At 58.0% G+C, this 19803-nt stretch carries 12 protein-coding genes; 7 read left to right on the top strand and 5 right to left on the bottom strand.

Annotation, left to right across the window (positions count from 1 at the left end):
• The first annotated feature begins 67 nt into the window (after positions 1 to 67).
• From ACQRAX_RS02010 to ACQRAX_RS01995, 4 genes are read left to right on the top strand one after another with little or no spacing between them, the layout of a single operon-like run.
• On the top strand, positions 68 to 3424 hold the full coding sequence (locus ACQRAX_RS02010; RefSeq protein ID WP_412037430.1) for a toxin VasX: 3357 nt from the start codon (positions 68 to 70) through the stop codon (positions 3422 to 3424).
• Positions 3417 to 4607: a DUF6708 domain-containing protein gene (locus ACQRAX_RS02005; RefSeq protein ID WP_412037431.1), complete on the top strand. Its 1191-nt coding sequence runs from the start codon at positions 3417 to 3419 to the stop codon at positions 4605 to 4607. Before ACQRAX_RS02010 ends, ACQRAX_RS02005 begins: the two co-directional genes overlap by 8 nt.
• Before the next feature lie 32 nt (positions 4608 to 4639).
• Positions 4640 to 5827 carry a DUF6708 domain-containing protein gene (locus ACQRAX_RS02000; RefSeq protein WP_412037432.1) on the top strand — a complete coding sequence of 396 codons (1188 nt, stop codon included), beginning with the start codon at positions 4640 to 4642 and terminating at the stop codon, positions 5825 to 5827.
• A 44-nt stretch (positions 5828 to 5871) separates the two neighbouring features.
• A complete protein-coding gene (locus ACQRAX_RS01995) occupies positions 5872 to 7050 on the top strand; it encodes a DUF6708 domain-containing protein (protein ID WP_412037433.1) in 1179 nt (392 codons plus the stop codon).
• Between the two features lie 74 nt (positions 7051 to 7124).
• Here ACQRAX_RS01995 and ACQRAX_RS01990 read toward each other — a convergent pair whose 3' ends face one another.
• The 5 genes from ACQRAX_RS01990 to ACQRAX_RS01970 all read right to left on the bottom strand — a co-directional run bounded on the left by ACQRAX_RS01990 (position 7125) and on the right by ACQRAX_RS01970 (position 13779).
• Positions 7125 to 8096: a PDR/VanB family oxidoreductase gene (locus tag ACQRAX_RS01990; protein WP_412037434.1), complete on the bottom strand. Its 972-nt coding sequence runs from the start codon at positions 8094 to 8096 to the stop codon at positions 7125 to 7127.
• Between the two features lie 59 nt (positions 8097 to 8155).
• A complete protein-coding gene (locus ACQRAX_RS01985; protein ID WP_412037435.1) occupies positions 8156 to 9604 on the bottom strand; it encodes an NAD-dependent succinate-semialdehyde dehydrogenase in 1449 nt (482 codons plus the stop codon).
• Positions 9605 to 9655: 51 nt separating this feature from the next.
• Positions 9656 to 10777, bottom strand: coding sequence for an aromatic ring-hydroxylating oxygenase subunit alpha (locus tag ACQRAX_RS01980; protein WP_412037436.1), 1122 nt, complete (start codon positions 10775 to 10777; stop codon positions 9656 to 9658).
• 115 nt (positions 10778 to 10892) lie between these two features.
• The gene (locus ACQRAX_RS01975; protein ID WP_412037437.1) at positions 10893 to 12491 is read right to left on the bottom strand and encodes a BCCT family transporter; all 1599 of its coding nucleotides are present in this window, start codon (positions 12489 to 12491) and stop codon (positions 10893 to 10895) included.
• 196 nt (positions 12492 to 12687) lie between these two features.
• Positions 12688 to 13779: a tartrate dehydrogenase gene (locus tag ACQRAX_RS01970; protein WP_412037438.1), complete on the bottom strand. Its 1092-nt coding sequence runs from the start codon at positions 13777 to 13779 to the stop codon at positions 12688 to 12690.
• 98 nt (positions 13780 to 13877) lie between these two features.
• On the opposite strand from ACQRAX_RS01970, the gene ACQRAX_RS01965 reads away from it, so the two are divergent.
• From ACQRAX_RS01965 to ACQRAX_RS01955, 3 genes are all read left to right on the top strand, one after another.
• Positions 13878 to 14795, top strand: coding sequence for a LysR substrate-binding domain-containing protein (locus ACQRAX_RS01965; RefSeq protein ID WP_045190334.1), 918 nt, complete (start codon positions 13878 to 13880; stop codon positions 14793 to 14795).
• Positions 14796 to 15248: 453 nt separating this feature from the next.
• Positions 15249 to 17423 (top strand): TonB-dependent siderophore receptor, encoded by a 2175-nt coding sequence (locus ACQRAX_RS01960; RefSeq protein WP_412037439.1) that lies wholly within the window; start codon positions 15249 to 15251, stop codon positions 17421 to 17423.
• A 122-nt stretch (positions 17424 to 17545) separates the two neighbouring features.
• Positions 17546 to 19741: an OsmC domain/YcaO domain-containing protein gene (locus ACQRAX_RS01955; RefSeq protein WP_412037440.1), complete on the top strand. Its 2196-nt coding sequence runs from the start codon at positions 17546 to 17548 to the stop codon at positions 19739 to 19741.
• Positions 19742 to 19803 lie beyond the last annotated feature (62 nt).

Raw genomic sequence — 19803 nt, 5'->3', positions numbered from 1 at the left:
CGCCAATACCGCCGCCATGGCCTTAAGTATCAAGGACATACGCTCTCCTCTCGGAGTGTGTCCGTTGATGAATACCAAGATGCAGTTGCTGCCGCTGCGCTACGGCTTGGTCGAGCACCTCGATCCTGCTGCTGAGCTGTCCATGCCATACACGCTACAGAGCCAGCCGCTGGGCATTCGCCTGTTGCGTGATGGGTATCTGTACATCATCGACGACACCAGCGGTTATCTGCACGAGTACAGCATTGAAAACGGCCAGATCAGCAAATTGCTCTGGAACGGCCAGGAGGTTGCCAGTGACACACGCACCAACGCTGTCGGCGAACCGCACTTGGTGTTTAAACGTGATCACACCTTGTACGCCTGCTACTGCGAAATTCAGTGGACGGCCTTCAAGTGCGCGCAAGTGCTCACCTCCAGGGAGGAACGCCAACGCTTGATGCAGCGGGTCGACCTGCAGAGTGCCTGCCCGCTGCGCGGCGGTGCCAACCTGTTGAGCAAGCCACAGGCAAACAAATGGCTGGCGGAAGTGGCGGAAAACGCCCAGCCGCCCGACGCGACAGGCGCCAGCCAACGACCAGCATCCAAAGCCTTTCCCGACGGCGCCAACCCTGAAGAGACACAGCCCTACCACTGGGAAGAGCAGCCGTTGTTCCAGGACACGGAAATTGAAGCACTGACCAGTAAAGTACTCGGTGCTTACCAGGACGATTACCTGTTTCTGGTGCTGCGCGACGACATTGGCGTGATGCGCGACCTGGCAGCCGCCCAACTGAAAGTGGCCGACTGGATCGATCAGTGGAGTGCTGATGACACGCGCCAGGCCCAGTACCTCAGTGGTACTTACATCCAGTCCTTGTACACCGTCAATACCGCACGCTTGGTGGCGCAGAGCGAAACCGACTCGGCCATTCGCGCGTTGAAGGATGACACCACACAGTACCAGCAATCGAGAATCTTTGAGTTTCTAACGGTCCGGCACGAACATCCGGCACCGGGCATCTTCGGTAGCGAACAGCACTGGCGACAAGCGGCCGAGGACAATGTCTATGCCCGTGCCTTTATCGACATGAAAGAGGCGCTGGGAGCTGCGCTCTATCAAAAACATCAGGATGCCCTCAACACGCTCAGCCTGGAGAGTTGGCACGCGCTGCACGGCAAGGACATCGGTCAGCGCGGCATCGACGACCTGGTCATGCGGGCCGAAATGCAAGCCTTTGTCCTGGCGCAGCAAAACCTGCTGAGTCACTGGCATGCCCGCCTGCAATCCATACGCGACGATCGCCTCAACCTGTTCACCGCTGGCCTGTTCCACCGTGCGGCCTGGTACTACGACTTCACACTCGACGCACAGATCAAGCACCGTCTGGAAACCGAGTTCGTTTGCGTGGCGGCGATGTGCGCGGACCAAAATGCTGCAGAAAAACTGGCCGCCTACCTGGCGTCCGACCTGTTGACGGTGGTGCCTGGGCTCGACACCTTGAGCTTGGCAGAGCAAATCGACATTGCCAAAAAACTGGCGGACTTGAGCAGCTTCACCATCAAGGTGCTTGATGTTGCGCAAAGCACCAATAACGTCAATGTCTTGAGCAATCAATTTCACAACTTGATGATCAAACGCCTGCCCAATTACACCAAACTGAATACTCAGTTCATGGGTTTGCAGAGCATGCTCGAGGAGGCCTACATCCCTGCGCATCAGCTGGAAGCCGCCGATCAGCTGGAAAAGGCTCATGAGACCTTCAGACAAGGACAGAATATTGACCCTAATGGCTACATTCGTCATATCGGGGCCCCAGCGCGGCTGCAACTGTTGCGCGAATTCTCCCGCCAGGGCCTGACATTACGTGCGGCTTCGGCAACAGAAATAGCGGCGTTCAATCAAGCCCGCGAGCAATCGATGAATCTGCGCAGTCAGCTCAAGGAAATCTATCGGCTGCGCAACCGCGAATTGGTATGGCAATCCATAGGGCATGCATCGCCTGGCAGCGAAGCGGCCTATAACCAGCGTATCAACCTGCTGAAAAGCGCACTGGTGCCCCTGGAAGAGCGACTTGGGGGTGCCTTGACCGTCGGTGGCAACAGTCCGGCGCAAATTGGCACGGTGATCGATGGCCTGGATCCGCAGTTGCGTGCAGAGATGACCAGGACCGCGCGGGACTTCCGGGCCACCGGAACCTTTAACAAGCCGCTGCTGGGGGCGGTGAAGTCGAAAGGCGATGGGATTGCGTTGGCGTTGTTTGTGATTCAGGGGCTGAAGTTTATTGAGGCGATCACCACCATATATGAAAAGGAAGCTCCTACGAGAGCTGATAAGTGGAAGGCCATCGAATCATTTATCGGTATGTCAGCAGCCGGTTTTGCCGCAGTGCAAGGGTCAGCGGTCACTTTATTTCAGGCTCACATTGAGCAGATGGAAAGTGCTGCCGGTAAGTTAAACACCATGAGTCGTTTGGGACGATGGAGCGGCATAAGCGGATTTGGGGCGTTTTCATTTGGCGGCACAGCAGCATTAATCGACTTGGGTAGGCACTCGCTGCAATGGGGTAAAGCCTTGGCTAAAGGCAATTACAAGGGGCTGGGCGCTACCACTTTGCAGATTACCGGCGATGGGATATTGGTTGGCACCAACACCTGGGCCGCCAAGCACACAGGTTCCATCATCAAGAACATTTTTAAAACACCGACCGAACTGCGCGCTTTGGCGTGGGCAGAGGCTAGTCCACGGCTTTTGGCCATCGGTGCGCGTGCCAATCTGATAGGCCTGGTCGCCACTGCCCTGCAATTGGTGGGTGAGGGGTTGTACAACTACTTCAATCTGGACGATCTGCAAGCGTGGATGGAAACCAGTACTTGGGGCAACAACTCCAGGCACCGCACCCTGCAAGACGAGTTGAGTGAACTGGCGAGGGTCGTCCAAAAGCCAACCTGTGAACTGATCCGCGATGAAAAACAAACCTACTTGAGGCTGGTGCTGCCTGGCATCAGCACTCAGGAAATGGACCAGCGCAAGTTACAGCTACAAGCCTACGAACAGGTCCGTGATAACTACGCACACCAGCCTTACAGGCGCAACCTGCCGCCGGCAAGCTGGCAAGAACGCACCGCCATATGGGCCACGCGTTTCATCGTCGTCAGTGAAGGGCAACAAGCACTGACGCTGCATTTGCCGATCAATGATTGCGAGCAAACCTCAGATTTCGCCCTGGCCTTCACCATCGCCTACCAATTGGACGCCGAACGCGAGGTACTCCACCAAACCACTTTTGTCCTGCGTAACCTGTACATCAGCCGCTCTTATGGTGTGAGCATCATGGCCAAGGGGACCTATCGACTTGACTCGGAAGAGAGCATGCCCCCTGGAACAGGCAAGGCCCCTTTCAGGCTGTTCATCAGAGACGACTTGGCGACTGTCGATGTTTAGCAAACTGTTCAAACGCCAAGACAAAGCCGCCGCTACCGAACCTGCACCAGACATTCGCAGTCAGCGGCCTCGTGCCGGTGAAATCCGGGTCAAGGGATTGAACGAAACCCTGTTTCTTTCGCCCTTGCCCGTATATACAGGTCAGGTCCAGTCGTCTCGTCGCAACTTTTCGCAGATGAACGATACCTATCTGGAGTTGGGTGGTAGTAACCAAGGGATGGTTGAGCAAGGAAAGATCTTAGCGGCTGGCATTTGGATGCTACTGGTTACCGCATTTATTGTGCCTATTCTTATTTCTATAGGGCTCGCGATATTTAATCCACCTGGAATAGATCGAAAGTTTTTCGATATTATCGGAGGTTTTTTAGAGGTATTTGCTGGCGGTTCGCTTTTACTTACTATTCCTATGGGAGCGTACGTTTATGGAATGATCTCCAGCGTCTACGAGGCCGCCAAAACCTACCCCGTCCGCTTCAACCGCCAACGCCGCGAAGTCTGCTACGTCGACTCCAAAACCCATCGGGTCTTGATCGTGCCTTGGGAAAGTGTGGTCGCCTGGGTGGCCAATACCCAGGGCGTCACCAGCTATGGTGCGACCCGGCAGTACAGCTTGGGCATGGGCCTGGAGGATGAGGAGCAAGACACCGTGCAGTTTCTGCTGCTGCCACAACCTAGCGACGCCCATTCACTGGGAATGTGGGCGTCGATCCGTAATTACATGGAAGACGGTCAATTGGTGGATACGCCGAACCCGATGCTTGCCGCCATGGGATTGATTGCAACGGGTGATCGGCTCAAGCCCTACGAAGGGCTACACACCTTTGAACTCGAACGCGAAGATGCGCGCAGAAGGTGCCATATGAACGACGTGGGCGCCGATCTTTCTGCCAAGGAGCGTGAGAGGTTTGGCTATCCCAAACGCAGCCCATGGCCCTTGCGATTCTGGTACATCCGCCGAGTACTGGTGTTCTGGAAAATGCCTTACCTGCTTGCTGAATGGGGCCATCGAAAGGGGCGTCCGACATTACCGGAATCCGTGCAGGCATGGTCACAGCCGCTGCCACCTGAGCAGTGGGCAAAGCCAAGCGCAGCCTTGGTGAAAGCCAATCAGAGAGTCAAAGAGGCGATGGACAAAAAAGGCTTAACCTTTGTCGAGGCATGCAAGGCGGCGGGCTTACATTGATGGCACGTCAAGGGGCGGGGTGGTGAAGGGTGATGTCTAAGAGGCTGTTCAAACGCAAAGACAAAAGCGTCGCTACTGAGCCGGCTCTGGACATTCGCAGCCAGCGCCCCAGTGCCGGTGAAATCCGGGTCAAGGGATTGAACGAAACCCTGTTTCTGTCGCCCTTGCCCGTATACACAGGTCAGTCCCAATCATCTCGTCGCAACTTTTCGCAGATGAACGATACCTATCTGGAGTTGGGTGGTAGTAACCGGGGAATGATTGAGCAAGGGAAGATATTAGCAGCTGGCATTTGGATGGTGCTGTTCACGGCTTTTATCCTCCCGGGCCTTGTCGTTTTGTTCGGTGTACTCTTCTATCCAGACAACTTTACTGAGCCGCTCCATGATTTATTTACCGGGCTCAAGGCATCTACCAGTATTTCTATTCTGTTTATTCTCCCATTCGGCGCCTATGTATACGGAATGATCTCCAGTGTCTACGAGGCCGCCAAAACCTACCCCGTACGCTTCAACCGCCAACGCCGCGAAGTCTGCTACGTCGACTCCAAAACCCATCGGGTCTTGATCGTACCTTGGGAAAGTGTGGTCGCCTGGGTAGCCAATACCCAGGGCGTCACCAGCTATGGCGCGACCCGTCAGTACACCTTGGGCATGGGCCTGGAGGATGAGGAGCAAGACACCGTACAGTTCCTTCTGCTGCCGCAGCCCAGCGACGCCCATTCATTGGGAATGTGGACGTCGATCCGTAATTACATGGAAGACGGTCAATTGGTGGATACGCCGAACCCGATGCTTGCCGCCATGGGATTGATTGCAACGGGTGATCGGCTCAAACCTTACGAAGGGCTGCACACCTTTGAGCTTGAACGCGAAGATGCGCGCAGAAGGTGCCATATGAACGACGTGGGCGCCGATCTTTCTGCCAAGGAGCGTGAGAGGTTTGGCTATCCCAAACGCAGCCCATGGCCCTTACGATTCTGGTACATCCGCCGAGTGCTGGTGTTCTGGAAAATGCCTTACCTGCTTGCAGAGTGGGGCCATCGAAAGGGCCGTCCGAGATTACCGGAATCCGTGCTGGCATGGTCCGAGCCGCTGCCTCCGGAGCAGTGGGCAAAGCCAAGCGCAGCGTTGCTGAAAGCCAATCAGGTCGTCAAAGAGGCGATGGACAAAAAGGGCGTAACCTTTGTCGAGGCGTGCAAGGCAGCGGGCTTACAGTGATGGCGCGTCAATGGGCGGGGTGCTGAAGGGGGATGTTTAAGGGAATGTTCAGGCGCAAAAACAAAAGCGTTGCCACCGAACCGGCACCAGACATTCGCAGTCAGCGACCTCGTGCCGGTGAAGTCCGGGTCAAGGGATTGAACGAAACCCTGTTTCTGTCGCCCTTGCCCGTATACACAGGTCAGGCCCAATCGTCTCGTCGCAACTTTTCGCAGATGAACGATACCTATCTGGAGTTGGGTGGTAGTAATCGGGGGATGGTTGAGCAAGGGAAAATTTTGGCAGCGATGATTTGGATGGTGTTATCTACGGCCTTTATTGCGCCTGTTCTAATTGCTATTTGGCTTGTGGTTTTTAGCGCCCCGGAAGTCGACCAAAAATTTTTCGAAATTGTTGGAGATGGTGTGCAAGTTTTCGCCAGTGGTGCACTCCTATTTATAATTCCGTTTGGAGCCTATGTATACGGCATGATCTCCAGCGTTTACGAGGCCGCCAAAACCTACCCCATACGCTTCAACCGCCAACGCCGCGAAGTCTGCTACGTCGACGACAAAACCCATCGGGTCTTGATCGTACCTTGGGAAAGTGTGGTCGCCTGGGTAGCCAATACCCAGGGCGTCACCAGCTATGGTGCGACCCGGCAGTACAGCTTGGGCATGGGCCTGGAGGATGAGGAACAAGACACCGTACAGTTTCTGCTGCTGCCACAACCCAGCGACGCCCATTCACTGGGAATGTGGGCGTCGATCCGTAATTACATGGAAGACGGTCAATTGGTGGATACGCCGAGCCCGATGCTTGCCGCCATGGGATTGATTGCAACGGGTGATCGGCTCAAGCCCTACGAAGGGCTGCACACCTTTGAGCTCGAGCGTGAAGATGCGCGCAGAAGGTGCCATATGAACGACGTGGGCGCCGATCTTTCTGCCAAGGAGCGTGAGAGGTTTGGCTATCCCAAACGCAGCCCATGGCCGTTGCGATTCTGGTACATCCGCCGAGTGCTGGTGTTCTGGAAAATGCCTTACCTGCTTGCCGAATGGGGCCATCGAAAGGGGCGTCCGACATTACCGGAATCCGTGCAGGCATGGTCACAGCCGCTGCCACCTGAGCAGTGGGCAAAGCCAAGCGCAGCCTTGGTGAAAGCCAATCAGAGAGTCAAAGAGGCGATGGACAAAAAAGGCTCGACCTTTGTCGAGGCATGCAAGGCGGCGGGCTTACATTGATCAGGGCGCGACCGTCTTGCCCGTTGTAGCCGCAGCCTGGCGGCAGCGGCTACGAGTTGATTACCTGGTCATTCCTACAGATCCAGCACCAACCGCGCCGAGCGCGCCCGCGACACACACAGCATCATGCTCTGTTGCGCGGCCTTTTCGTCGTCGCTCAGGTACTGGTCATAATGCTCGGCTTCACCTTCCAGGATCGCCGTCTCGCAGGTGCCACACACGCCTTCACGGCACAGGCATTCGACCTTGGCGGCCTTGGATTTTTCAATGGCCTGAAGAATGGTCATGCCTTCTTCGACCTGCAGTTCGGTGCCGGAGCGGGCCAGCACCACGGTGAAGGCTGCACCGGTTACCGGGGTGGCGGCGAACTGTTCCCAATGCACGCGTTGCTCGGCGATACCGGCGTTGCCTGCGGTGGCGATCACGGCATCGATCAGCGGCTTGGGACCGCACACATACAGGTGCGCATCCTCAGCCAGGCCTGCGCACAGCGCGCTCAGGTCGAGCTTGCGATCCAGGCTGTCAATGTAAAAGTGGGTGTTGTCCGCATGCGGACCACTGGCCAGTTGCGTCTGGAAAGCACCGTGTTCCGGGGCGCGAAAGGCATAGTGCAGCTCGTAGTCGGTGGCACCGCCTTCGAGTTCGTGCAACTGGGCCAGGAACGGGGTAATGCCGATACCGCCGGCGATCAGCACATGGCGACCGGCGCTCGGGTCCAGCGCGAACAGGTTGTTCGGTGAGGAGATGGTCAAGCGGGTGCCGACTGCAACCTGCTGGTGCATGAACGCCGAACCACCTTTGGATTGCTCCTCCAGGCGCACGCCAATCTGGTAATTGCGGGTGTCACGCGGGTCGCTCATCAGCGAGTAGGCGTTGCTGAACTGGCTGCCGTCGGCGCCCTGCATCTGCACGATGACATGGCTACCACCGGTGAAGGCGGGCATCGGTGCGCCATCCTCACGGGCCAGGGTGAAGCGCTTGATCAGCGGCGTGGCCTGTTCCACTTCGGTCACGTGCACGCTGAACATTTCGTATGTGTTGGCCATGGTTCACCTCGACTGCAGGGGCACGCGGCAGGCCCTGCCGCGTCCCGGAACCGGTGCGCTCAGACAGCGAGGCACAGGTATTTGATTTCCAGATAATCTTCGATGCCGTACTTGGAACCTTCACGGCCCAGGCCCGATTGTTTGATACCACCGAACGGCGCAACCTCGTTGGAGATCAGGCCGGTGTTGATCCCGACCATGCCGTACTCCAGCTGTTCAGCAACCTTGAACACCCGGGCGATATCGCGGCTGTAGAAGTAAGCGGCGAGGCCGTATTGGGTGGCGTTGGCCAGGGCGATGACTTCGGCGTCGCTGGTAAAGCGCACCAGCGCCGCCACGGGGCCGAAGATTTCTTCTTCCAGCAGCTCCATGCCCGGGCCGACATTGGCCAGCACGGTCGGCTCGAAGAAGTTGCCGCCCAGGGCATGAGCCTGGCCGCCGAGGACGAGTTCGGCACCTTTGCCAACGGCATCGTCGATCAGGCTGCGCACCTTGCTCACCGCCTTGTCGCTGATCAGCGGACCGATCTGCGTGCCTTCGCTGCTGCCATGGCCAACGCCCAACTGGCGCACGCGCTCGATGAAGCGCTGGCTGAACTGCGCATAGACGCTGTCATGGATATAGAAACGGTTGACGCACACACAGGTCTGGCCGGCGTTACGGTATTTGGCAACCAGCGCACCTTCGACAGCCGCCTCAATGTCGGCATCTTCGAACACAATGAACGGCGCGTTGCCGCCCAGTTCCAGGCTGACTTTCTTGATGGTTTCGGCGCACTGCCCCATCAGCAGGCGGCCCACCGGGGTGGAACCGGTGAAGCTCAACTTGCGTACCGCCGGGTGGCCGGTGAACTGCGCGCCAATGGCCGGAGCATCACCGGTCACCACGCTGAACACACCGGCAGGCACGCCTGCACGTTCGGCCAGCTCTGCCAGGGCCAGGGCGCAGAAGGGTGTTTCGTTGGCCGGTTTGACCACCATGGTGCAACCCGCCGCCAAAGCGGGGGCGACTTTGCGGGTGATCATCGCCGCCGGGAAGTTCCACGGTGTGATGGCGGTGCATACACCGATGCCTTGCTTGATCACCAGCAGACGCTTGTCATTGGCCGGGCTTGGGATGATATCGCCGTAGACGCGTTTGCCTTCTTCGGCGAACCATTCGACAAAGGAGGCAGCGTAACGGATTTCGCCCAAGGCTTCGTGCAGGGGTTTGCCCTGTTCGAAGGTCATCAGTTGGGCCAGCTCTTGTTCGTGTTCAAGCAGCAGTTCGAACCAGCGGCGCAGGATCTGTGCGCGGTCCTTGGCGGTGCGGGCGCGCCAGTCGGCCAAGGCGACTTCGGCGGCTTCGATGGCACGTTTGGCTTCGGCGCCGCCCATCAGGGGCACATGGCCGAGCAGCTCGCCATTGGCAGGGTCGGTTACGGGCAGGTTACGGCCATCGTCGGCGTCGCACCAGCGCCCGGCGATGTAGGCCTGTTGGCGCAGCAGCGTATTGTCGTTGAGTTTCACGCAAGGTACTCCGAAGCGCGCCGCACAGCCAAAGCCCGCGGCGCAGCGATATCAGTCGTCGAGGTGGGCGACGGCGATCAGGTTGTGGAAGTGGGCAATGCCGTGTTCGCTCATGCCGCTGCGCTGACGGTCGGCCATGATCCGGCCCTGGCCACGGTAGCCGCGGGACTTGAGACCCTTCTGCACGCTTTCGACCAGACGCAGGTCTTCTGGGCGGAACACTTCGCGGTACCAGTTGATCAGCTTCTGTTGTTCTTCGCTGATGTCCTTGTTGAGGAAGTAGATGTCGTAGTGCTGCAGGGTGGTTTCGGCGTCGACCGGGAACTCGTAGATCACGGTCATGAAGTTCGCTCCTGGTGGCACGTTGAACATGGTGCACGGCCAGGCCCAGAAGCCGGCGAAGGACGGATCCTTGACCGACTCATCGAACGTGAACGACTGCTCCGAAGGTTTGGCCAGGCCGTACTGCAGGGTCCAGTTGCCGTGCAGAATGTGGCTGTACTGCCCGACGTCCACCGAGTCGGCGAAGCCTGGATGGGCCGGGGCGCAGTGGTAGCACTCCAGGTAGTTGTCGACGATCGACTTCCAGTTGGCCGGGGTATCGCTGACAAAGCGTGCCGCCAGGTGCAGGTCGTCGATGACGGCACAGGCTTCACGCATGCGCTTTTGCAAACCTGGCAACTGGTCTTCGACGGAGCCTGCGTCCATGTCCATATTGATGAAGATGAAGCCTGCGTACTCTTCAACGCGCAGTTGTACCAGCGACGAATTCTCTTTGTCGAAGTTGACCACGTTGTCGCAGTTGCGCGCGTGGGCGAGGTCGCCATCGAGCTTGAAGGTCCAGGCGTGGTACGGGCAGGTGATGACGTTCTTGGCCTTGCCGCTGCCGCTGAGCAACTGGTGGCCGCGGTGCGGGCAGACGTTGTAGAAGGCGCGCAGGACGCTGTCGCGGCCGCGCACGACAATGATGCTTTCGCCGATCACTTCACGGGTGATGTAGGCATTGTTCTCGGCCACTTCGCTGCGGTGACCGATGCAGATCCAGCTGCGGGCGAAGATGGCTTCTTTTTCGTGCTCGAATACTGAAGCCTGGGTGTAGAAGCTGGCCGGGATGGTGAACGCCTCTTCGGCGTTGGCGCAGAAGTCAGCGGGCAGGCGTTTGAAGTCATTCATGATTGGGGTCTCACAAGCTCGGTTTTTTAGTTATTGGTTAACGCGTATCTATCAGTTAACAAGTCAGGCAAAAAAATTTGTCAGCAAGGAGCGGGCAAGCCCGCTCCAGCAAGGCTCAATGCACGGCTGCGGCGCTGCGCGGCGCTTGCGCTGCCGGTTCTTCACCCGCTAAGCGCGCTGCTTCTTCTTCGATGCGATAGGCCGGCATCTGGCCGTAGTCTTCGAACATCCATTTGAAGAAGCCGTAGATCTTCACCAGCAAGATCACCATGAACGGAATCGCGGTCAGCACCACCGCCGTTTTCATGGTCGACAGCGAGGCTTTGGCAAACAGCATGGCCAGTGGCACCAGGGTCAGCACCACACACCAGAACAGGCGGTGGGTTGGCGATGGGTCGTCGCCTTCACGCAGGTTCTGGGTGCTGGTAGCCGCTACTGCATACGCTGCGGCGTCCATGTGCGAGGCACAGAAGATCGCCATGATGAACAGGTACACGCCAAGGAACACCTGGCCCCACGGCAGGGCGAGCAACAGGTGGGTAACTGCCGACTCACCGCCTTGCTCGCTGAGCATTTTCGGCACGTCCACGGCACCGGTAATGAACTGGTGCATGCTGTAGCTTTCCAGGGCGCCGAAGAAGAACCAGCAACCGAAGCTGCCGCCCATCAGCAGGGCCAAGACCACTTCCTTGATCTGCCGACCGCGCGATACGCGGGTCACGAACATCGCCACGCCAGGTGCGTAAGACACCCACCACAGCCAGTAGAACACCGTCCAGTTACGGGTGAAGGCACCGTCACCGGCGGGGTCGGTGAACAGGCTCATGTGCACGTAGTTCTGGATCATCAGGCCAATCGAGTTGGCGGTGTTGTTGATGGTGAACTGGGTCGGACCGACCAGCAGCACCACCAGCGCAAACACCAGGGCGCCGATGCAGACCATCTTGCTCAGACGCTGCAGGCCACCGTCGATACCGATGTAGGAGCTGAGTGAGAACATCACCGCTACGCCACCAATCACCATCAATTGCACGGCGAAGGTGTCTGGGGTGCCGGCCAGGTCATGCAGGCCGCGGGTCAGGGTCGAGGCGGTGAGGGCCAGCGACACGGTCAAGGCGCCCATCATGGTCAACAGGAAGATCAGGTCGACACTACGACCTACCGGCCCGGTAGCCTTGAAGCCGGTCACGGCTTCGACAATCGAGGCCAGGTTCAGGCCGCTCTTTTTGCGCACGTGGAAGTGATAGGCCATGGCCAGCGACGCCAGGGCATAGATCGACCAGGCGCTGACGCCCCAATGGAAGAACGAGTAGCTGATGCTGTACTCGAGGGCTTTGGGGGTAGCGGCGGCGATATTCAGGCCTGGGGTCTGGTAGTAGTAGGCCCACTCCATGACGCCCCAGTACAGGGTCGAGGACCCCATGCCGGCGCAGATGAACATGAACACCCAGGTAGCGGTGGCGTATTCAGGTTTGCCACTGCCCAGGCGGATGTTGCCGTATTTGCTGAAGGCCAGGTACAGCACGGCCAGGGAGCTACCGAACACCAGCACCTGGACACTGGTGCCGAAGGTGCGGGTGGACAATTCGAACAACTGGTTAGCCGCGTTACCGGCCTCGACCGGGAAGGCCGCAAGCCCTATTACAGTGAGCAGCACGGCAATCAAACTCACGGTAATCAGGAACACATCTATCTTTTTATTCTTGTGCGACATCATCGTCTCCTGGACGTTGGCGTACTTATCTATACCCGGCAGGCAATCCGGGGTGCTGCGGTCTTGCTCCTTCCTTGGTTGTTAACTAAAGGTTAACGTGAATCTTTTGGTTAACGGATTCTGCATTCAATCTACGCCGCTCGCAAGAGGGAAGGGGCCGGTTTGTCAGACAATTCTGATAATCGGCCCCAACTATTTAGGCTTCGATCAAGGCAGTGATGGCCTTGCCGACGTCTTGAGTCGACTTCTGTCCGCCCATGTCGCGGGTCGTGTCACCGGCGGCTATCACCTGTTCGATGGCCTTGAGGATGTCGTCGTGGGCGGCGCGGTAGCGCGGGTCGGCACCGTCGTTGCCGAGGAACTCGAGCATCAGCGCGCCGGACCAGATCATCGCAATCGGGTTGGCGATGTTCTTGCCGAAGATGTCCGGGGCCGAGCCGTGTACCGGTTCGAACAGCGACGGGAACTTGCGCTCAGGGTTGAGGTTGGCCGATGGCGCGATGCCGATGGTGCCGGCGCAGGCTGGGCCGAGGTCGGAAAGGATGTCACCGAACAGGTTCGACGCCACCACCACATCGAAGCGATCGGGCTGCAGCACGAAGCGGGCGCAGAGGATATCAATGTGCTGCTTGTCCCAGCTGATTTCTGGATAGTTGGCGGCCATGGCGGCGGTGCGTTCGTCCCAGTAGGGCATGCTCACGGCCATGCCATTGGACTTGGTGGCCGAGGTGACGTGCTTGCGTTCGCGGGTCTGGGCCACTTCGAAGGCATACTTGAGGATACGGTCGACCCCGCGGCGGGTGAACACCGACTCCTGCAACACGAATTCATTCTCCGTGCCTTCGAACATACGCCCGCCCAGCGAGGAGTATTCGCCTTCGGTGTTCTCGCGGATCACCACGAAGTCGATATCACCTGGCTCACGACCGGCCAGCGGGCAGGGCACACCAGGGAACAGGCGTACCGGGCGGATGTTGACGTACTGGTCGAAGTCACGACGGAATTTGAGCAGCGAGCCCCACAGCGAAATGTGGTCCGGGACCTTGTCTGGCCAGCCGACGGCACCGAAGTACAGGGCGTCAAAGTCCTTGAGTTGTTCGAACCAGTCGTCGGGCATCATCTTGCCGTGGGCCAGGTAGTAATCGCAGCTGGCCCATTCGAAGAATTCGAAGCTGATGTCCAGGCCGTGCTTGCGGGCAGCGGCCTCGACCACGCGGATACCTTCGGGAAGCACTTCGATGCCAATGCCGTCACCAGGGATAGCGGCGATTCTGAAAGTCTTGCTCATGGGGGCGCACTCGATGTCTAGGGAACAGGTGCGGACCATGCTATAAGGGCTTTATTCAGAGATAATCTCGCCATTCATAGATTCTTAGAACACGAAACGTGAATAATCTTCCGAGCCTCGACGACCTCAATATCTTTCTCCAGGTGGCCAAACGCGCCAGCTTTGCGGCGGTGGCCGATGAGCTGGGGATGTCGGCGGCGTTCATCAGCAAACGCATCCGTGTGCTCGAACAAACCCTTGAAGTGCGCCTGCTGCACCGCACCACCCGGCGGGTGACGGTGAGCGAGGAGGGCGAGCGGGTGTACCAGTGGGCGCAACAGATCTTCGATGCGGTGCAGCGCATGGGCGACGACATCAGTGCTCAGCACCGCGAGCCGGTGGGGCAGTTGCGCATTGCCAGCAGCCTCGGCCTGGGCCGGCGTTTCGTGGCGCCGGCATTGTCGGAATTGGCTGAACGCTATCCGCGCCTGGATATTCGCCTGGACGTGCATGACCGGTTGGTTGACCTGATTGAAGAGGGCGTCGACCTCGACATCCGCGTGGGCAACGCGATTGCCCCTAACCTGATTGCCAAACCCCTGGCCAGGAACCGCCGGGTGCTCTGCGCCTCGCCCGCTTACCTGGCCCGGCGTGGCACACCGAAAGTGTTGGCGGAATTGGCCAGCCACGATTGCCTGGTGATCAAGGAACGTGACCATCCTTTTGGCATCTGGCAACTGGAAGGGCCCAATGGCGAAGAGAGCGTGCGGGTGACTGGTGGCTTGTCGAGCAACCATGGTGAAGTGGCGCACCAGTGGTGCCTGGATGGGCGTGGGATCTTGCTACGCTCCTGGTGGGATGTGCACGACAGCCTGGCGGACGGGCGCTTGGTCCAGGTGTTGGTGGACTATCACCAGCCAGCGGATATCTGGGCGGTGTACACCTCGCCATTGGCCAGTTCGGCCAAGGTGCGCGTGGCGGTGGAGTTTTTTCGGCAGTACTTTGCCGAGCGCTATAGTTTGCCGGAGTTGGTCTGAGAGCCACTGCCGTAAGGCTGCGATCGGGCGTGAAGCGGTCGCAAAGCCTGGCCACTTTGATTCGTCAGGTTAATTGAGGTACCTGAGTTGCGACTGCGCTGCAGTCGCTCGCAACCTCGTGCTTGGGCAGCGGCACAGCCTTGATAGACACGTCCAGGTGGAACTTCTCCCGAAAGGTGAGGAAGGGCATGAGCTTGCCAGCTCGTCGCCGGTACCGAGGCTCCCTCAGTTGTGAAAAATTCGTTAAGCAATTTGGCTACGGCGGCTTTTTCTTTGCGATATATTCTGACATGATAATACGAACGATTATCAAAAGTAGTCGTATTGGCGAGGCCTTCCCCCGGCATTAGCCGTTTCAACCGCAGCAAGACCTACCCCGTCGCGCCTGCCTCTGAGACACCTCGCAGCCCCCATTCACCACCTATGTCCCTGCAAATGTAAGGAGAGTTCTGCGTGCACCCTTTTTGTCCCCGTGCCCTCGCTGTCGCTGTCTCGTTGGCAATCGTTTCGTCCTTCGCTGTTGCACAGGAACCGGCTACGCTCGCTGCCTCTGATGAAACCGCTGAGGTGCAAACCGACACTGGGCAGACAATGCTCCTGGATGCCCTGAGCATCAACTCCACCAGGTTGGGTGAGACTACTGAGGGCACAGGTTCCTACACCACAGGCGAGATGAAAACCGCGACCAAGCTGCCACTGAGCATGCGCGAAACCCCGCAGGCGGTGACCGTGATCACCCGCCAACGCATGGACGACCAGGCCATGACCAGCGTCAACGATGTGGTCAAGGCCACTCCAGGCCTGTTTCTCAACCAGTCCAGCGGGCCAGGGCGCCAGACTTACAGCGCCCGCGGTTTCGATATCGACAACATCATGTACGACGGCCTGCCAAGTTCTTACCAGGGGTGGAGCGTAGGTGTGCAGCCTAACCTGGCGATGTTCGACCGCGTCGAAGTGATCCGCGGCGCCACCGGCCTGGTCACCGGCAGCGGCAACCCTTCGGCTGCCATCAACATGGTGCGCAAACGCCCTACCGCCGACCAACAAGTGACCGTCACCGGTGCGACCGGCAGTTGGGATGACAATCGTGGTGAGTTCGATGCCTCAAGCGCGCTCAACGACAGTGGGACCCTGCGTGGACGGGTAGTAGGCTCCTACCGTGACGCCGACACTTTTCGTGATGAGGAAAACAGCAACCATGGTCTGTTCTACGCGGTGGGAGAGGCTGACCTGAGCGAGGACACCACGGCAACCTTGGGTTTCTCCCGTCAGGAAGACCGGACCAACTTCTTCTGGGGCGGTCTGCCTATCGGTACGGATGGTCACCACCTGGACCTGCCACGCTCCACCTACCCAGGTACCGATTGGGAAGACAAGAAGCAAGACATCAACACGGTGTTCGGCGAGGTGAAACACCGTTTTGCCAACGACTGGCAATTGCAGATGGCTGCCTCCCAGGCCACGCAGAAGGCTTTGTTCTCCGGCACTTACCTTTCGCGCTATGACGGCCCACTGGCGAACACCGCCTGGCAGGCGCGCTACGACGAAGTCCAGACGGCCTACGATGTATTTGCCAATGGTCCGGTTCAGGCGTTTGGTCGTACTCATGAAGTCGTGGTCGGCGCCAGCAGCCGCGAATACGACATGACCACGCATAACTACAGCCCTTATGTTTTCAGCCTGCCGATCAATGCGCCAAAGCCGGATTTCACCCGTACCACTGACGACCATGAAGTCACCACCCAGAACGGCGTTTACCTGACCACCCGCTTGAGCCTGGCCGATCCACTGACGCTGATTCTCGGCGGTCGCCTGGACTGGTACGACTATGACAACCAGACCGGCGAGGGCGATTACAAGGTCACCCGCAACGTTACCCGTTACGCTGGCGTGATTTACGACCTCAACGAGACCTACTCGGTGTACGCCAGCTATACCGACATCTTCACCCCGCAAACCGCCAAAGATATCTCGGGCAAACTACTTGAACCAATCGTGGGCGAAAACTACGAAATAGGTATCAAGGGTGAGTACTTCGACGGTGCGTTGAACGCTAGCCTGGCAGTGTTCCAGATCGACCAATTGAACCGTGCCGTGCAAGTGGATGACCCGGTAGGCTGTCCGAAACTCGACTGCTACGACGCCTCCGGCAAGGTCCGTAGCCAAGGCATTGATCTGGAACTGCAAGGAGCCTTGACCGAGAACTGGCAAGTGGGCGCCGGGTACACTTACACCCGTACCCGATATATCAAGGATCAAGACCCGGCCAACGAGCACCAACCCCTCGACTCGGACAAGCCGGAGGATCTGTTCAAGCTTTCCACCGTCTACCGCTTCCAGGGCCCGCTGGAAAAACTGCGCATCGGTGGCAACGTCTACTGGCAGAGCCGCATGTACAACGACGTGCCTGTCACTGGCGGCAGCTATCGCATTGAACAAGGCAGCTACGCCGTCACCGACCTGATGGCCGGCTATGAGGTAAACAAGCACCTGGACCTGCAACTCAACGCCAACAATGTCTTTGACCGTGTCTATTATTCGGCGATTGGCTCGGACGTGAAGTGGGGGTCCACCGATACCTATGGCAACCCGCGTAGCTACATGCTGACGGCCAAGTACCGGTTCTGACGGGGCATTCGCACACACCCAAGGGCAAGCGTGGAAGGAATCACCTTGCCAGGCACAAGACGTGCGGTGGAAAAACCCGGATAATGGCGGCCAATTTGTTTTGCTCGCTATGGTAATTCCGCATGGAAATCAAGGTTAACTTTCTCGACAACCTTCGACTTGAAGCCAAGTTCGATGACTTTACGGTAATTGCCGATCAGCCTATCCGCTACAAAGGCGATGGTTCGGCACCGGGGCCGTTCGATTACTTTCTGGCTTCGTCGGCGTTGTGTGCGGCTTACTTTGTGAAGTTGTATTGCGAAACACGCAATATCCCCACCGACAATATTCGTCTGTCGCAAAACAACATTGTCGATCCGGAAAACCGCTACAAGCAGATTTTCAAGATTCAGGTCGAATTGCCGGCGGATATCTCCGATAAGGACCGTCAGGGCATTTTGCGCTCCATCGACCGTTGCACAGTGAAAAAGGTGGTGCAAACCGGGCCAGAGTTTGTCATTGAGGAGGTCGAAAACCTCGATGCCGATGCCCAGGCACTGCTGATGCTCGATTCGGCTGCGCAAGCGAGCACCTACGTGGCCGGCAAGGACCTGCCGCTGGAGCAAACCATCGCCAACATGTCGGCCATTCTCGCCGGCCTGGGCATGAAGATTGAAATCGCCTCGTGGCGCAATATCGTCCCTAATGTGTGGTCGCTGCACATCCGCGATGCGCATTCGCCGATGTGCTTCACCAATGGCAAGGGCGCGACCAAAGAAGCTGCGCTGGCCTCGGCGTTGGGCGAGTTTATCGAGCGCCTGAACTGCAACTTCTTCTACAACGATCAGTTCTGGGGCGAAGAACTCGCCAACGCGGCGTTTGTGCATTACCCCAACGAGCGCTGGTTCCAGCCTGGCCGTAAAGATGCGCTGCCAGCGGAAATCCTCGATGAGTACTGCCTGCAGATCTACAACCCCGATGGTGAGCTGCGCGGCTCGCACCTGTACGACACCAACTCCGGCAACGAAGAGCGCGGCATCTGTTCGCTGCCCTATGTGCGCCAGTCGGACGGCGAGGTGGTGTATTTCCCCTCCAACCTGATCGAGAACCTCTACCTGAGCAACGGCATGAGCGCCGGTAATACGCTCGCCGAAGCACAGGTGCAGTGCCTTTCGGAAATCTTCGAGCGTGCGGTCAAACGCGAAATTCTCGAAGGTGAACTCGCGTTGCCGGATGTGCCGCAGGAAGTGCTGGCGAAATACCCCGGCATTCTTGCCGGTATCCAGGGCTTGGAAGCCCAAGGCTTCCCGGTGCTGGTCAAGGATGCGTCGCTGGGCGGTGAATTCCCGGTGATGTGCGTCACCTTGATGAACCCGCGCACCGGCGGTGTGTTTGCCTCGTTCGGCGCGCACCCAAGCTTCGAAGTGGCGCTGGAGCGCAGCCTTACCGAATTGCTTCAGGGTCGCAGTTTCGAAGGCCTGAACGACTTGCCTCAGCCGACCTTTGAAAGCCATGCGCTGACCGAGCCGAACAACTTCGTTGAACACTTTATCGACTCTAGCGGTGTGGTGTCGTGGCGCTTCTTCAGTGCCAAAGCGGATTTTGAATTTGTTGAGTGGGACTTCTCTGGCCAGGGTGAAAACTCCAACGCCGAAGAAGCCGCGACCTTGTTCGGCATCCTCCAGGACATGGGCAAAGAAGTGTACATGGCAGTGTATGAGCATCTGGGGGCAACCGCCTGCCGTATTCTGGTGCCGGATTATTCGGAGATCTATCCGGTTGACGACCTGATCTGGGACAACACCAACAAGGCACTGTTCTTCCGCGCCGATATCCTCAACCTGCATCGCTTGGACGATAACGAACTGCAAGCGCTGGTTGCGCGTCTGGAAGAGAGCGAACTGGATGATTACACCGACATCAAAACCTTGATCGGTATCGAGTTCGACGACAATACCGCCTGGGGTCAGCTGACGATTCTGGAGTTGAAGCTGCTGATTTACGTAGCCTTGCAGCAATTTGACCCAGCCAAGGAGCTGGTCGAAACCTTCCTCCAGTTCAACGACAACACCGTTGAGCGCGGACTGTTTTACCAGGCCTTGAACGTGGTTCTGGAAGTGCAGTTGGACGATGAACTGGAACTGACCGATTACGAGGTCAATTTCCGCCGCATGTTCGGCAACCCGCGGATGGATGCAGTGATCGGCTCGGTGGATGGCAGCGTGCGCTTCTACGGCTTGACGCCTACCAGCATGAAGCTCGAAGGGCTCGACAGGCACCTGCGACTTGTTGATAGCTACAAAAAACTGCACGCGGCGCGGGCTAAGTTCACCGCTTAGTTTTGTTCATGGCGATAAACAGAAAAGCACCTTAGGGTGCTTTTTTTGTTTATATCGATGCA

This window comes from Pseudomonas sp. UM16 (genome assembly GCF_050312595.1).
Taxonomy (GTDB): domain Bacteria; phylum Pseudomonadota; class Gammaproteobacteria; order Pseudomonadales; family Pseudomonadaceae; genus Aquipseudomonas.
This window is presented reverse-complemented; position numbering and strand designations above follow the sequence as displayed.